Here is a 14039-nt window from a genome sequence, read left to right as displayed (position 1 = left end):
GCGGGGGGCGCCGCGGCGGTCGTCGACGAGGACCACCCGCACCGGCCCGGGGCCGCCTGCGGCGGCCAGCGCCCGCAGGCACGCGGTCAGACTGGGCCTGCCGACGGTCGGTATCACCACGGTGTACCGCAGCGGCCCGTCTCCATGGGCGGTCATCGCAGGGCTCCCGTTCCGGAGTCGTCGGTGTCGTCGCTGTGGCGGAAGAAGTCGCCGCGCCGGATGGCGTACGGTCCGATGGCCAGCAGGTCGACGGGTGACGAGCCGAAGCATTCGAGGGCGTCGCGCGGGTCGTCGACCATGGGCCGCCCGGCGGTGTTCAGGCTGGTGTTGACGACGACCGGCAGTCCGGTGAGCCGCTCGAACTCGGCGAGCATCCGGGCCACCAGGGGTTCGCGCGAGCGGTCGACGGTCTGGATGCGGGCCGTTCCGTCGACATGGACGACGGCGGGGATGCGTTCCCGCCACGCCGGGGCCACGTCGTGCACGAAGAGCATGTACGGGCTGGGCAACGGCCCTTCGAAGATCTCCGCGGCCCTTTCGGCGAGCACCATCGGGGCGACCGGCCGGAACTGCTCACGGCCCTTGACGTCGTTGAGGCGCTCGAGGTTGCCCGCGTGGCCGGGGTGGGCGAGCAGCGAGCGGTGGCCGAGGGCCCTGGGTCCGTATTCGGAACGGCCCTGGAACCAGGCCACGATCGCGTTGTCGGCGAGTGCCTGCGCCACGGTCGCGGCGATGTCGGCGGGGCGGTCGAAGGGCACGGCGGCGGTCTTCAGCCAGGCGCCGAGTTCCGCGTCGGACCAGTCACGTCCGAGGTCCGCGCCGTGCATCGGCTCCGGGTCGTCCCCCGCGCCGGCCGACAGCAGCAGAGCGCCGCCCAGGGCGGTGCCCGCGTCACCCGCGGCGGGCTGCACCCAGACCCGGGAGAAGGGGCCTTCGCGGGCGATACGGGAGTTGGCCACGCAGTTGAGGGCGACGCCGCCGGCGAGGGTGAGCAGGCTGTCGTGGGTCTGCCCGTGCAGGTGGCGCACGAGGTCGAGCATGGTCTCCTCGAGGACGGCCTGGGCGCTCGCGGCCACGTCGGCGTGCTCCTGGGTCCACGGCTCCTCCGGACCTCGCGGCGCGCAGAACTGCTGCCAGGGCACGCCGGTCGCCCGGAACCCGCCGTCGCCGGTGGGGTGCACGTACTTGCGCAGTTCGCCGAGCATGCGGGGTGTGCCGTGGGAGGCGAGGGCCATCACCTTGAATTCGTCGCTGGACCGCAGGAATCCGAGGTGCTCGGTCAGTTCCTCGTAGACGAGTCCGAGCGAGTGGGGCAGTTCCTGTGCGTGCAGGGCCTCCAGCCGGCCGTGTATCCGGCGTGCGGCGAGGTGCGAGGCCCGTTCGCCGCGGCCGTCGAGGACGAGCACCGACGAGCTGTCGGCGTCGGGGGCGGCGAAGGCGCCGGAGGCGGCGTGTGCCATGTGGTGCGGCACGAAGCGGACGATGTCGGGGTCGAGGCCCGGGAGCGCGGTCTGCAGGAAGCCGGGGGCCTCTCGTGCGTAGGCGAGGCGCAGGTGGTCCCAGGGGTCGTCGAGGCCCATGGCATCGGTCGGCCTCGCGAGCGACGGGTCGAAGGAGTACGCCACCGCGTCGAGGTCCTGGGGCCGCAGCCCGGCGCGCTTCAGACACCAGGCGGCGGACTGCTCCGGCAGTTCCCAGGCGGAGAAGGGCAGCGGGCGCTTTCCGTGCTTGCGCCGGGAGAAGCGTTCCTCCTCGGCCGCGGCGACGGTCCTGCCGTCGATGACGAGTGCGGCGGCGGGGTCGTGGAACAGGGCGTTGATTCCGAGAATGCGCATGTCAGTCACAGGCCTTTCGACGAGGCGCGTCCAGGGTCGGGGCGGGCGGGCGCGCCGTCAGTCCATGTGGTCGCGGAACCAGGCGATGGTGCGGCGCAGGCCCTGCTCGGCGCTCACGGACGGCTCCCATTCGAGCTTGTCGCGGGCCAGCGTGATGTCGGGGCAACGCACGGCCGGGTCGTCGGTGGGCCGCTCGATGAAGCGGATCTCGGAGCGGGAACCGGTGAGTTCGATGACCAGACGGGCGAGGTCGAGCATGGTGATCTCGGTCGGGTTGCCGATGTTCACCGGGCCCCGCAGTCCGTGGGCGGCGGCCGCCAGGATGCCGCGGACGGTGTCGTCGACGTAGCAGAGGGACCGCGTCTGACGGCCGTCGCCGCTCACCGTCAGGGGCTCGCCGGCCAGCGCCTGGCGGACGAACGTCGGTACCGCCCGGCCGTCGTGGCCGCGCATCCGGGGTCCGTAGGTGTTGAACAGCCGCACGATGCCGGTGTCGGTGCCGTTGGCGTCCGCGTGGGCGGTGGTCAGTGCCTCACCGAAACGCTTGGCCTCGTCGTACACGCTGCGCGGGCCGACCGGGTTGACGTTGCCCCAGTAGCGCTCGTTCTGCGGATGCTGCTGGGGGTCGCCGTAGACCTCCGAGGTGGACGCCAGCAGGAAGCGGGCGCCGAGACGGTGGGCGAGCGCCAGAGCGTTGCGGGTGCCGAGGCTGCCGGCGTCGAGCGTGTGCAGCGGCAGCCGGAGGTAGTCGGCCGGGGAGGCCGGGGAGGCGAAGTGCAGCACCAGGTCCGCGGGCGGCTCGACGGTGAACGGCTCACTGACGCTGGCTTGCACGAGCTGGAACCCGGGGCGGTCGCGCAGCGTGGATATGTTCTCCGGGCGGCCGGTGCTGAAGTCGTCGACGCAGGTCACCGCGGCGCCGGAGTCCAGCAGCGCCGTGCACAGGTGCGAACCGACGAAGCCCGCGCCACCGGTGACGACGGCGTGTTTCCAACTGCGCGAGAAGGCGGCGTTCATCGATTACCTCCGTACGTCCCGTGCGTCCTGCCGGGTCTTCCGGCCTGCGACCAGCGTCGGCCGCTCCCGGTGGCCGGGCCGCTTCACGTACTGCATTCGAGTGAGCCACGGAATGTGTTCGCCGGGCGGAAGTCGGCTCCGTCCGGTGAATGTCCGGCACCTGGGTACCCGTCGCCGCATGACCTCTTCGAACCCTCTGGCCGTTGTCACGGGAGCGTCCAGTGGCATCGGCTTCGAACTGGGAAAACAGCTGGCCGAGCGCGGTTTCGACCTGATCGTCAACGCCGAGGACGACGCCCGGCTGCATCAGGCCGCCGAGCGGATGCGCGCCGCCGGCACGACGGTGCAGGCGGTCCGTGCCGACCTGCGTGACCACGACGAGACGGAACGGCTCTACGAGGCGGTCTCCAGGACCGGTCGCCCGGTCGCGGTCGCCGCGCTCAACGCGGGCATCGGCCGCGGCGGCGCGTTCCTCGACACCGACCTCGCCGACGAGCTGTCCGTCGTGGACCTCAACGTCAGATCGACGGTCCACCTGGCCAAACGCCTGCTGCGGGACATGGCCGACGACGACGAGGGACGACTGCTCATCACCTCGTCCGTCGCCTCGACCATGCCGGGCTCCTTCCAGGCCGTCTACAACGCCTCGAAGTCCTTCCTCCAGTCCTTCGCGCAGGCGCTTCGGAACGAACTGCGGGACACCGGCGTCACCGTCACGTCGCTGATGCCCGGCCCCACGGAGACGGACTTCTTCCACCGTGCCGACATGGGCGACACCAAGGTCGGACAGCGGCCCAAGGACGATCCGGCGCTGGTCGCGAAGCAGGGACTGGACGCGCTCATGGCCGGCACGGACAAGACCCTCGCCGGTTCGGCGAGGACCAAGGCGCAGGGACTCGCGGCCAAGGTTCTCCCGGACCGGCTCAAGGCCGCGGCACACCGCCGCCTGGCCGAACCCGGCTCCGGCGACCGGCCGGGGAAAGCGGACGAGGAGGCACGATGAAAGCACTGACCTGGCACGGAAAGCGCGACGTACGGGTGGACACCGTCCCTGATCCCGAGATCCGCGAGTCGACCGATGTGATCGTCAAGGTGACGACGTCCGGGCTCTGCGGTTCCGACCTGCATCTGTACGAGCTGTTCGGGCCGTTCATCGATCCGGGAGACATCCTCGGCCACGAACCGATGGGCGTGGTGGAGGAAGTGGGCTCGGAGGTCACCGCGGTACGGCCGGGCGACCGCGTCGTGGTGCCCTTCAACGTCTCGTGCGGCACCTGCTTCATGTGCGCGCAGGGCCTGCAGTCCCAGTGCGAGACCACCCAGGTCAGGGAACACGGCATGGGCGCCTCGCTGTTCGGCTACACCAAGCTCTACGGGCAGGTGCCCGGCGGGCAGGCGCAGTACCTGCGGGTCCCGTTCGGCAACACGCTGCCCATCAAGGTCCCCGACGGCCCGCCGGACGACCGGTTCGTCTACCTGTCGGACGTGCTGCCCACGTCGTGGCAGGCGGTCGAGTACGCGGCGGTGCCGCCCGGCGGCTCCGTGGTGGTGCTGGGCCTCGGGCCGATCGGCGACATGTGCACCCGTGTCGCGGCGCACCGCGGTGCCGGCCTGGTGATCGGCATCGACCTGGTGCCGGAACGGCTGGAACGGGCCAGGGCGCACGGCGTGCGCACGTTCGACCTGGACGAGTACGGCGCCAAGGTCGTGGACGCGGTCCGTGATCTGACCGACGGCCGCGGGGCGGACGCGGTCATCGACGCGGTCGGCATGGAGGCCCACGGCGCGCCGGTGGCGAAGGCGGGGCAGCAGCTGACGACCCTGCTGCCCGGTGCGGTCGCCGCCCGGATGATGAAGCGCGTCGGCGTCGACAGCCTCTCCGCCCTGCACCTGGCGATCGAGCTGGTACGCCGCGGCGGCACCGTGTCCCTCTCCGGCGTGTACGGCGGGATGGCGGACCCGATGCCGATGATGACCATGTTCGACAAGCAGGTGCAGTTGCGGATGGGGCAGGCCAACGTATGGCGGTGGGTGGACGATCTGCTGCCGCTCGTCACCGACGGCGATCCGCTCGGCACCGAGCAGTTCGCCACCCACCGCGTGCCGCTGGAGAAGGCTCCGGAGGCCTACGAGATGTTCCAGAAGAAGCAGGAGGGAGCCGTCAAGGTGCTCTTCTCGCCCTGACCCTCGGCCGACCGGCCGAGCCGGTCACACGAGGCCCTGGGCGAGCATCGCGTCGGCCACCCGCTCGAAGCCGGCGATGTTGGCGCCGGTCACGTAGTCGCCCGGGGCACCGTAGCGTTCGGCGGTCTCGTGGCAGGTGCGGTGGATGTCCCGCATGATCGCCGCGAGTTCGTCCTCGACGCGGTCCGCCGACCAGGTCTCGCGGGCCGCGTTCTGGCGCATCTCCAGGGCGCTGACGGCGACTCCGCCCGCGTTGGCGGCCTTGCCGGGGCCGAAGGCCACGCCGGCCTCCTGGAACAGGTGGACCGCTTCCGGAGTGGTGGGCATGTTGGCGCCTTCCGCGACCGCCTTGACCCCGTTGCGCACCAGGGTGACGGCGTCCTGTTCCGTGAGCTCGTTCTGGGTGGCGGAGGGGAAGGCGAGGTCGGCGGGCACGTCCCAGACGCTGCCGCCGGGCACATAGCGTGCCGAGGCGCCGCGGCGCTCCGCGTACTCGCTGACGCGGGCGCGTTCGACCTCCTTGACCTGCCTGAGCAGTTCGAGGTCGATGCCCTTCTCGTCGACGACATAGCCGGCCGAGTCGGAGCAGGTCAGCGGGTGGGCGCCGCTGCGCAGGAGCTTCTCGATGGTGTGGACGGCGACGTTGCCGGAACCGGAGACGACGGCGGCCTGGCCCTCGAGGTCCTCGCCGCGCAGGCTGAGCATCTCGGCCGCGAACAGCACGCTGCCGTAGCCGGTGGCCTCGGTGCGGCCGGCCGAGCCGCCCCAGCTCTGCCCCTTGCCGGTGAGGACGCCGGCCTCCCAGCGGTTGGTGATGCGGCGGTACTGGCCGAAGAGGTAGCCGATCTCGCGGGTGCCGACGCCGATGTCGCCCGCGGGCACGTCGGTCTGCTCGCCGATGTGCCGGTGGAGTTCGGTCATGAACGACTGGCAGAACCGCATGACCTCGGCGTCCGACCGGCCGTGCGGGTCGAAGTCGCTGCCGCCCTTGCCGCCGCCGATGCCGAGGCCGGTCAGGGCGTTCTTGAAGATCTGTTCGAAGCCGAGGAACTTCACCACGCCGAGGTTCACCGACCGGTGGAAGCGCAGGCCGCCCTTGTACGGGCCGAGGGCGCTGTTGAACTCGACCCTGAATCCCCGGTTGATGTGGACGGCGCCGCGGTCGTCCTGCCAGGGCACCCGGAAGATGATCTGCCGCTCCGGCTCGCAGAGCCGCTCCACGATCCGCGCCTGCGCGTACTCGGGGCGCGCGGCGAGGACGGGTGCCAGGGTTTCCAGCACCTCCCGTGCCGCCTGGTGGAACTCCGGCTGTGCCGGGTTGCGTTCCTCGAGTTCGGCGCGGAGCGAAGCCAGTCGGTCCTTCGGGGATGACAGTGCCACAGTGTGTCCCTTCTGCCCTGACGTCGGGGTGACGGCCGTGCGCGGCGGCCTTGCGGGGGTCGCCGCTGCGACTGGTACGGCCGGGCACCTGCCCGCCGTTCACTTCTGCCCGGATCGGCCTCCCACCGGGCCCGCCGACGCTGCCGAACCCGGCCCCCAGTGTGTCGGACGGCCCGGTCCCCGCTGTTCGCGGGGGGCGCCCGGCAGGGCCCGGCGGCGGCGGAAGCGAGAGGGAGCGGGCCGCCCGAGCAGGGTGGACCGCTCCCGTTCCGGTGCGCCGCCGGCCTCAGCCGCGCCGCAGCACCGCCGCCAGAGCCTCGTACAGCACGGTCTCCGCGTCGGGTACCGCGTTCACCGCGCGCCACGCCACGAACCCGTCCGGGCGGACCAGCACCGCGCCTTCGGGGGTGGCGCCGTGGGTCTGCGCCCAGTCGGCGCCGGCCTCCGCCACCAGGTCCGCCTCCGTTCCCTGACCGACGCGGTACGCGACCAGCCCGACCGACAGGCGGTCGGCGACGAGTTCCGAGGCCGTGAGCCAGTCCTTGCCGCCGTGGCCGGTCAGCAGGACGAACGACTTCTCGTAGAGGTCCAGCGTGGACAGTCTGGTGTGGTCGCCGTGCCGGTGGAGCCACATGTGCGGGGCCCGGGTGCCAGGGGCTCCGGAGAAGTCGATCCGGTCGGGCACCGGGGGCAGTTGGGGGTCGGCGCCGAGGACCGCCCCGCGCGGGTAGCGGTAGCCGAGGACGACGGGGAGCAGCCCGCCACGCGGTCCGGCGGCCACCGCCGCCGGGGCCGGCTCGTACCCGGGGTGGCTGTGTTCGACCGACCGCGCGGACGCGCGGGCACTGGTGGCCAGCGCCACCGGCTGGCGTTCCTGCTCGTACGTGTCGAGCAGCTCCGGCCCCGCCGAGCCGTCGAGGACGGCCGCGATCTTCCAGGCGAGGTTGTGCGCGTCCTGGATGCCCGTGTTGGAGCCGAAGGCGCCGGTCGGTGACATCTCATGTGCGGAGTCCCCCGCCAGGAAGACCCTGCCCCGCCCGTAGTGCTCGGCGACCCGTTCCGCGGCGTGCCAGGGCGCCTTTCCGGTGACCTCGACGTCGAGGTCCGGCACGCCGGTCGCCGCGCGGAGGAGGTCGGCGCAGCGCTCGTCCGTGAAGTCCTCGAGCGGCTCGCCGCGGTCGTACTGCCAGGGCGCGTGGAACACCCAGAGCTCCTTGTTGTCCACCGGGAGCAGGGCGCCCTCCGCCTCGGGACCGGTGAGGTAGCAGACCACGAAGCGGCGGTCGCCGACCACATCGGCGAGTGCGCGCGAGCGGAAGCTGATGCTCACGTTGTGGAACAGGTCACCGGGGCCGGACTGCCCGATGCCGAGCCGCTCACGCACCGGGCTGCGCGGCCCGTCGGCGGCGATCAGGTAGTCCGCGCGCACGGTGCTCTCGCGGCCGCTCCCCCGGTCGCGGACGACGGCGGTGACGCCGTCGTCGTCCTGCTCGAAGGAGACCAGCTCGGTGGAGAAGCGCACATCGCCGCCCAGTTCGACGGCCGCGTCGAGGAGCACGGGCTCCAGGTCGTTCTGGCTGCACACGCACCATGCGGCGGGGCTGAGACGGCCCGGCGAGCCGCCCTTCTCGTCGATCTGCTTGACCAGCCACTCGCCGGCGTCGGCGTCACCCAGGTCCGGCGTCTGCAGGATGCCGTGGTTGTCGGCCAGCACGGACGCCGCGGCCCAGATCCGATCCGCCACCCCGGCCGAACGGAACACCTCCATCGTGCGCAGGTTGTTCCCGCGGCCGCGGGGGTGGACCGAGGTGGCCGCGTGCTTCTCGACGAGCATGTGCCCGACGCCGAGCCGGCCGAGGAACAGGGATGCGGACAGGCCCACGAGGGAGCCGCCCACGATCAGGACCGGTACGCGGTGTTGTTCGGCTTTCTCTTTCATGAGTGCTCCAGCTCCAGCCGCCAGTAGGGATTTGGCGTTCTCCATCCCCGCGTTTCCTGCCCGCGCACGGGGGGTTCGGCTCGGCCCTTCACCCGCGTGGTGCACACATCTCGCGCCACCCGTGTTACCGACACAGGATCGAAGCCGGACCACCACATCGCGTCACTGGTGGCCAGCCGTCCGCATCGCCGGATGCGTCGCTCGGAATTCCCGAGGCCCGGCGTCGTGCCGCAGGCGGCCTCATCGACAAGGAGATGCGTGGAACATGACAATGCTGTCCGAACGTGTGTCCCAGTCCGCATTCGACGGCTCCCGGCTCCGGGTCGTGCTGCTGCTTGACCTCCAGGACGGCGCCCAACAGCGCTTTCTGACGGCCTACGAGCACATGCGCAACCAGGTTGCCGCCGTGCCCGGGCATCTCAGCGACCAGCTCTGCCAGTCGATCGAGAACCCGTCACAGTGGCTCATCACCAGCGAATGGGAGAGCGCACCGCCCTTCCTCGCCTGGGTGAACAGCGAGGAGCACGTCGAGACCGTACGACCGCTGCACGACTGCGTGCGCGACACGCGGTCCCTGCGCTTCAGCGTCCTGCGGGAGACCGCAGGCGTGCACGCACCCCAGGCCGCCGTCCAGCACGTCGGCGGGCTCCAGCCGTCACCCCGGGTCGGAGACGGCGTGGTCCGCCACGCCCTCACCTTCACCGTCAAGCCCGGCAGCGAGCAGAAGGTGGCCGAGATCCTCTCCGGCTACACCTCGCCCCAGGCGCAGGTCGACGACACCACCCGGCTCCGCCGCACCACGCTGTTCATGCACGGCAACCGCGTCGTGCGGACCGTCGAGGTGCAGGGCGACCTGCTCGTGGCGCTGCGGCACGTGGCCAGGCAGCCCGAGGTCAGGGCGGTCGAAGAGGCCATCAACCCGTACCTGGAACAGGACCGGAACCTCGACGACCCGCAGTCGGCACGGCTGTTCTTCACCCGCGCCGCCCTGCCCGCGGTCCACCACCTCGCGCCCCCGGGGGAGCAGCACGCGGAGAGGGAGCGCCACGCGCTGCTCTACCCGGCGAAGCCCGGTTGCGGGATGGCCCTGGCCCGGCTGCTCGCCGAACAGGACGAGGCAGCGGCCGACAGCGCCGGCTGCCCCGTCGACAGCAGCACCGTCTTCCAGCGCGACGACATCGTCGTACGCCTCGTCGACGTGCGCGGACCCCTCGACACCGATCCGTCGGGCGTCATGGGCGCGCACGGCCGGCGCAAGGCCGCTGTGCTGGCGAAGCTGCTGGACACCGAGGCGCTCGGCCTCGACGAGTCGCTCTCGGACGAGAAGGCGATGACCCGTCTGCTCGAGAGCTCCCAGATGCGCCTGATCACCGACCGCCGTGCCCGTTGAACCACGCACCCGGCCGCCGGCGGCCGTGCGACACCCCGAAGTCACCGTGCCGCAAGGCCTTGTGGAGGAACCAGTCATGACCACAACCCATCGCATCGTCGACCTGAGCGAGACCCAGCCCAACCGCAGGCGCGGCGGCGACCTGCGCGCCATGCTCACCCCCACCGCGGTGGGGGCCACGAGCGGCTTCATGGGTCTGGCGCTCGTCGAGCCCGGCGACCGCATCGGCGAGCACTACCACCCGTACTCCGAGGAGTTCGTGTACGTCGTCGCCGGCGAACTCGAGGTCGACCTGGACGGCGAGCCGTTCGCCATCCGCCCCGACCAGGGCCTGCTCATCCCCCCTTATGTGCGGCACCGGTTCCGCAACGTGGGCAGCACCCAGGCCCGGATGGTCTTCCACCTCGGTCCGCTCGCGCCCCGGCCGGAACTCGGCCACGTCGACACGGAGGACACCCCCGAGGCCGCGGGCACCGGCGCGCACCTGCCGCCTGAGCGAACGGGGTCGGTGTCGTGACCCGGCGTGTGGCGGTGACCGGCGTCGGCATCGTCGCACCCGGAGGTGTGGGCGCCCCGGCGTTCTGGGACCTGCTGTCGAACGGACGGACAGCGACCCGCGGGATCACCCTGTTCGACCCGACCGGGTTCCGCTCCCGTATAGCCGCCGAGGTCGACTTCGACCCCGCGGCCCATGGTCTCGGCGCCGCGGACGCCCAACGCGCCGACCGGTACGTGCAGTTCGCCCTTGTCGCGGCTCGTGAGGCGATGGCCGACGCCGGTCTCGACGCGGCGACGCTGGATCCCTGGCGGACCGCCGTGTCGATGGGCACCGCCGTCGGCGGCACCACCCGGCTCGAGCGGGACTACGTCAAGGTCAGCAGCACGGGCAGGCGTTGGGACGTGGACCACAGCGAGGCGGCGCCCCATCTCCACCGGGCGTTCTCCCCCAGCACGCTGGCCTCCGAAGTGGCCGAACAGAACGGCGTGCGGGGCCCGGTGCAGACGGTCTCCACCGGCTGCACCTCCGGCCTCGACGCGATCGGCTACGCGTTCCACGCCATCGAGGAGGGCCGCGCCGACATCTGCGTCGCCGGCGCCTCCGACTCGCCGATCTCCCCCATCACGGTGGCCTGCTTCGACGCCATCAAGGCGACCTCCCCCAACAACGACGACCCGGCTCACGCGTCCCGCCCCTTCGACGCGAACCGCGACGGGTTCGTCATGGGAGAGGGCGGGGCCGTACTGATCCTCGAGGAACTCGAGCACGCCCGCGCCCGCGGTGCGCACGTGTACTGCGAGATCGGCGGCTACGCCACCTTCGGCAACGCCCACCACATGACCGGCCTCACCCGTGAGGGCCTGGAGATGGCACGGGCGATCGACGACGCGATGAACCACGCCCGGCTCGACCGGACGGACATCGACTACGTCAACGCGCACGGATCCGGCACCCAGCAGAACGACCGCCACGAGACGGCGGCGGTCAAGCGGTCGCTGGGGGACCACGCGTACAAGACGCCGATGAGCTCCATCAAGTCCATGGTGGGCCACTCCCTCGGTGCGATCGGCGCGATCGAACTCGTCGCCTGCGTGCTCGCACTGGCCAATCAGGTGGTGCCGCCCACCGCCAACTACGAGACCCCCGACCCCGAGTGCGACCTCGACTACGTACCGCGCACCGCGCGCCCCCTGAAACTGCGCAGCGTGCTGTCGGTGGGAAGCGGCTTCGGCGGCTTCCAGTCCGCCGTCGTACTCACCCGACCAGGCGGGAGTGCATGATGAGCCCCGGCAACCGGCACACGAGGTCCGCCGTCGTCACCGGCATCGGTGTCGTCGCCCCCAACGGTGTGGGTGCGGAGACCTTCTGGAAGTCCACCGTCGAGGGCATCAGCGCCCTGGACGGTGTCAGCAGGGAAGGCTGCGAACACCTGCCGCTGCGGGTCGCCGGCGAGGTACGCGGCTTCGACGCCGAGTCGATGGTCGAGCAGCGCTTCCTCGTCCAGACCGACCGTTTCTCCCACTTCGCGATGGCGGCGGCCGACCTGGCGCTGGCCGACGCGGGGATCGGCGAAGGCGCGCACGGCGGTACGCCCTACTCGGTCGGTGTGGTCACCGCCGCCGGGTCGGGCGGCGGCGAGTTCGGCCAGCGTGAGCTGCAGCGCCTGTGGGGACAGGGACCGACCTACGTCGGCCCGTACCAGTCCATCGCCTGGTTCTACGCGGCGAGCACCGGGCAGATCTCCATCCGCGGCGGCTTCAAGGGCCCCTGCGGAGTCGTCGCCAGCGACGAGGCCGGCGGACTCGACGCCGTCGCGCACGCCGCCGGCGCCGTGCGCCGGGGCACCGACACGGTCATCGTCGGAGCGGCGGAGGCACCGCTCGCCCCGTACTCGATCGTCTGCCAGCTGGGCTACCGGGAGCTGAGCACCTGTGAGGACCCGGACCGCGCCTACCGTCCCTTCACCCCGCAGGCGTGCGGCTTCGTGCCCGGCGAGGGCGGCGCCATGCTCGTCGTCGAGGACGCGGAGACGGCCCGCCGCCGGGGCACCGCGATCCGCGCGACGGTCGCCGGCCACGCCGCGACGTTCACCGGGGCATCCCGGTGGGAGGAGTCACGGGAAGGGCTGGCGCGGGCGATCGGCGGAGCCCTGGAGGCCGCGGGCTGCTCGCCCGAGGAGATCGACGTCGTCTTCGCGGACGCGCTCGGCCTGCCGGAGGCCGACCGGGCCGAGGCCCTGGCGATCACTGACGCGCTGGGCGCGCACGGTTCCCGCGTCCCGGTGACCGCCCCCAAGACCGGCACCGGGCGGGCGTACTGCGGGGCGCCGCTGCTCGACACCGCCGCCGCGGTGCTCGCCCTGGAGCACGGTCTCGTACCGCCCACCCCCCATGTCCAGGACGTGTGCCACGACCTGGCTCTGGTGACCGGCACCGCCCGGCCCACGGAGCTGCGCACGGCCCTGGTGCTGAGCCGGGGACTGATGGGTTCCAACTCGGCGCTCGTGCTGCGGCGCGGCGCCGACCCCTCGTGAGATGGAGAACCTCGCCATGACAGATCAGCTGACCGTCGACGAACTGGCCACCCTGATGAAGAAGGGAGCCGGGATCACCGTCGACCCCGACGAGATGGAGCAGCGGCCCGAGACGCCGTTCGAGGTCTACGGCCTCGACTCGCTCGGCCTGCTCGGCATCGTGGGCGAGCTGGAGAACCGGTACGGCCGGCCCCTGCCGCCCGACGCCGACCGCTGCAAGACGCCCCGTGAATTCCTCGACCTCGTCAACACCTCCCTGATGGCAGGAGCCTGAGATGCCCGGACACACCGAGAACGAAGTCACCATCGACGCCCCCCTCGACCTCGTGTGGGACGTCACCAACGACCTCGACCACTGGCCGCAGCTGTTCAGCGAGTACGCGTCCGTGGAGGTCATGGAACGCGAGGGCAACCGGACCTTGTTCCGGCTGACCATGTACCCCGACGAGAACGGCCAGGTCTGGAGCTGGGTCTCCGAGCGCGTGGCCGACCGTTCCGCGCTCACGGTCACCGCCCGCCGTGTCGAGACGGGCCCCTTCCAGTACATGAACATCCGCTGGGAGTACGAGGAGACGCCGCGCGGTGTACGGATGCGCTGGACGCAGGACTTCGCGATGAAGCCGGACGCGCCCGTCGACGACGAGTGGATGACGGCCAACATCAACCGCAACTCGCCGATCCAGATGGACCTCATCCGGAACAAGATCGAGCAGCGCGCCCGGCTCGGCCGGGACTCCAAGGACGCCACGGCGCCCGCCCCCGCGGTCTGACCGCACGCCCGACCTGCCGACGGCATCCGAAGGGACACCCCCGATGCACCACGCCCTGATCGTCGCCCGGATGGCACCGGGTTCCGCCCCCGACATCGCCGAGGTGTTCACGGCCTCCGACAAGGGTGAACTGCCGCACCTCGTGGGAGTGAAGCGGCGCAGCCTCTTCCAGTTCGGCGACGTCTACCTGCACCTCATCGAGTCGGACAAGCCGGCCGGCCCGGCGATCGCCAAGCTGACGGAGCACCCGGAGTTCCGGGACATCAGCGACCGGCTGTCAGCGTTCGTCAGCCCGTACGACCCGCAGACCTGGCGGAGTCCGAAGGACGCCATGGCGCAGCAGTTCTACTCGTGGCAGAGCGACTGACCGGTCAGAAGCCGCACAGCCGTCGGCCCCGCGGGTCTCCCGCGGGGGCCCCCGCCGGGAAAACCCCGTGCAGGACGCGCCAAAAAGCCGGACCACCCAAACCAAAAAAAGCAGAAAAGCGGTGA

13 protein-coding genes and 1 pseudogene are annotated in these 14039 nt (G+C 71.5%); 9 read left to right on the top strand and 5 right to left on the bottom strand.

What is annotated here, in order from left to right; translation table 11 throughout:
- The 3 genes and pseudogenes from ACWGH4_RS18320 to ACWGH4_RS18310 form a co-directional block, all read right to left on the bottom strand.
- A pseudogene (locus tag ACWGH4_RS18320) lies at positions 1-156 on the bottom strand (transferase); the annotation flags it as partial.
- On the bottom strand, positions 153-1835 hold the full coding sequence (locus ACWGH4_RS18315) for a carbamoyltransferase family protein (RefSeq protein ID WP_453461769.1): 1683 nt from the start codon (positions 1833-1835) through the stop codon (positions 153-155). The gene ACWGH4_RS18315 and the pseudogene ACWGH4_RS18320, both read right to left, overlap by 4 nt.
- 57 nt (positions 1836-1892) lie before the next feature.
- On the bottom strand, positions 1893-2852 hold the full coding sequence (locus tag ACWGH4_RS18310) for a UDP-glucuronic acid decarboxylase family protein (protein ID WP_453461766.1): 960 nt from the start codon (positions 2850-2852) through the stop codon (positions 1893-1895).
- 178 nt (positions 2853-3030) lie between these two features.
- Between ACWGH4_RS18310 and ACWGH4_RS18305 the strand changes: the two genes are divergently transcribed.
- Positions 3031-3855 (top strand): SDR family NAD(P)-dependent oxidoreductase, encoded by an 825-nt coding sequence (locus ACWGH4_RS18305; RefSeq protein WP_453461763.1) that lies wholly within the window; start codon positions 3031-3033, stop codon positions 3853-3855.
- Positions 3852-5036, top strand: a complete 1185-nt coding sequence (locus ACWGH4_RS18300; RefSeq protein WP_453461761.1) for a zinc-dependent alcohol dehydrogenase — start codon at positions 3852-3854, stop codon at positions 5034-5036. The genes ACWGH4_RS18305 and ACWGH4_RS18300 overlap by 4 nt, the downstream gene beginning before the upstream one ends.
- 24 nt (positions 5037-5060) lie before the next feature.
- Here ACWGH4_RS18300 and gdhA read toward each other — a convergent pair whose 3' ends face one another.
- Positions 5061-6416, bottom strand: a complete 1356-nt coding sequence (gene gdhA / locus ACWGH4_RS18295) for an NADP-specific glutamate dehydrogenase (RefSeq protein WP_453461758.1) — start codon at positions 6414-6416, stop codon at positions 5061-5063.
- 286 nt (positions 6417-6702) lie between these two features.
- Positions 6703-8355, bottom strand: coding sequence for an FAD-dependent oxidoreductase (locus ACWGH4_RS18290; protein WP_453461755.1), 1653 nt, complete (start codon positions 8353-8355; stop codon positions 6703-6705).
- Between the two features lie 265 nt (positions 8356-8620).
- Here ACWGH4_RS18290 and ACWGH4_RS18285 point away from each other — a divergent pair, with 265 nt between their 5' ends.
- The 7 genes from ACWGH4_RS18285 to ACWGH4_RS18255 all read left to right on the top strand — a co-directional run bounded on the left by ACWGH4_RS18285 (position 8621) and on the right by ACWGH4_RS18255 (position 13914).
- The gene (locus ACWGH4_RS18285) at positions 8621-9745 is read left to right on the top strand and encodes a SchA/CurD-like domain-containing protein (RefSeq protein ID WP_441264796.1); all 1125 of its coding nucleotides are present in this window, start codon (positions 8621-8623) and stop codon (positions 9743-9745) included.
- A 76-nt stretch (positions 9746-9821) separates the two neighbouring features.
- A complete protein-coding gene (locus ACWGH4_RS18280) occupies positions 9822-10262 on the top strand; it encodes a cupin domain-containing protein (protein WP_441264795.1) in 441 nt (146 codons plus the stop codon).
- The gene (locus ACWGH4_RS18275; protein WP_441264794.1) at positions 10259-11524 is read left to right on the top strand and encodes a beta-ketoacyl-ACP synthase II; all 1266 of its coding nucleotides are present in this window, start codon (positions 10259-10261) and stop codon (positions 11522-11524) included. The genes ACWGH4_RS18280 and ACWGH4_RS18275 overlap by 4 nt, the downstream gene beginning before the upstream one ends.
- Positions 11524-12777, top strand: coding sequence for a ketosynthase chain-length factor (locus ACWGH4_RS18270; RefSeq protein WP_453461751.1), 1254 nt, complete (start codon positions 11524-11526; stop codon positions 12775-12777). The genes ACWGH4_RS18275 and ACWGH4_RS18270 overlap by 1 nt, the downstream gene beginning before the upstream one ends.
- A 16-nt stretch (positions 12778-12793) precedes the next feature.
- Positions 12794-13051 carry an acyl carrier protein gene (locus tag ACWGH4_RS18265; protein ID WP_453461748.1) on the top strand — a complete coding sequence of 86 codons (258 nt, stop codon included), beginning with the start codon at positions 12794-12796 and terminating at the stop codon, positions 13049-13051.
- Position 13052: 1 nt separating this feature from the next.
- Positions 13053-13547 carry an SRPBCC family protein gene (locus ACWGH4_RS18260; protein WP_441264791.1) on the top strand — a complete coding sequence of 165 codons (495 nt, stop codon included), beginning with the start codon at positions 13053-13055 and terminating at the stop codon, positions 13545-13547.
- Positions 13548-13590: 43 nt separating this feature from the next.
- A complete protein-coding gene (locus ACWGH4_RS18255) occupies positions 13591-13914 on the top strand; it encodes a TcmI family type II polyketide cyclase (protein ID WP_441264790.1) in 324 nt (107 codons plus the stop codon).
- Positions 13915-14039 lie beyond the last annotated feature (125 nt).

The sequence above is a fragment of the Streptomyces sp. NPDC054847 genome, from assembly GCF_053610925.1.
This window is presented reverse-complemented; position numbering and strand designations above follow the sequence as displayed.

Excerpts from the sequence above, each read along its gene's own strand:
- ACWGH4_RS18300 (WP_453461761.1), top strand. The coding sequence starts at position 3,852 with ATGAAAGCACTGACCTGGCACGGAAAGCGCGACGTACGGGTGGACACC.
- ACWGH4_RS18285 (WP_441264796.1), top strand. The coding sequence starts at position 8,621 with ATGACAATGCTGTCCGAACGTGTGTCCCAGTCCGCATTCGACGGCTCC.
- ACWGH4_RS18260 (WP_441264791.1), top strand. The coding sequence starts at position 13,053 with ATGCCCGGACACACCGAGAACGAAGTCACCATCGACGCCCCCCTCGAC.
- ACWGH4_RS18315 (WP_453461769.1), bottom strand. The coding sequence starts at position 1,835 with ATGCGCATTCTCGGAATCAACGCCCTGTTCCACGACCCCGCCGCCGCA.
- ACWGH4_RS18255 (WP_441264790.1), top strand. The coding sequence starts at position 13,591 with ATGCACCACGCCCTGATCGTCGCCCGGATGGCACCGGGTTCCGCCCCC.
- ACWGH4_RS18265 (WP_453461748.1), top strand. The coding sequence starts at position 12,794 with ATGACAGATCAGCTGACCGTCGACGAACTGGCCACCCTGATGAAGAAG.
- ACWGH4_RS18290 (WP_453461755.1), bottom strand. The coding sequence starts at position 8,355 with ATGAAAGAGAAAGCCGAACAACACCGCGTACCGGTCCTGATCGTGGGC.
- ACWGH4_RS18310 (WP_453461766.1), bottom strand. The coding sequence starts at position 2,852 with ATGAACGCCGCCTTCTCGCGCAGTTGGAAACACGCCGTCGTCACCGGT.
- ACWGH4_RS18280 (WP_441264795.1), top strand. The coding sequence starts at position 9,822 with ATGACCACAACCCATCGCATCGTCGACCTGAGCGAGACCCAGCCCAAC.
- ACWGH4_RS18305 (WP_453461763.1), top strand. The coding sequence starts at position 3,031 with ATGACCTCTTCGAACCCTCTGGCCGTTGTCACGGGAGCGTCCAGTGGC.
- ACWGH4_RS18270 (WP_453461751.1), top strand. The coding sequence starts at position 11,524 with ATGAGCCCCGGCAACCGGCACACGAGGTCCGCCGTCGTCACCGGCATC.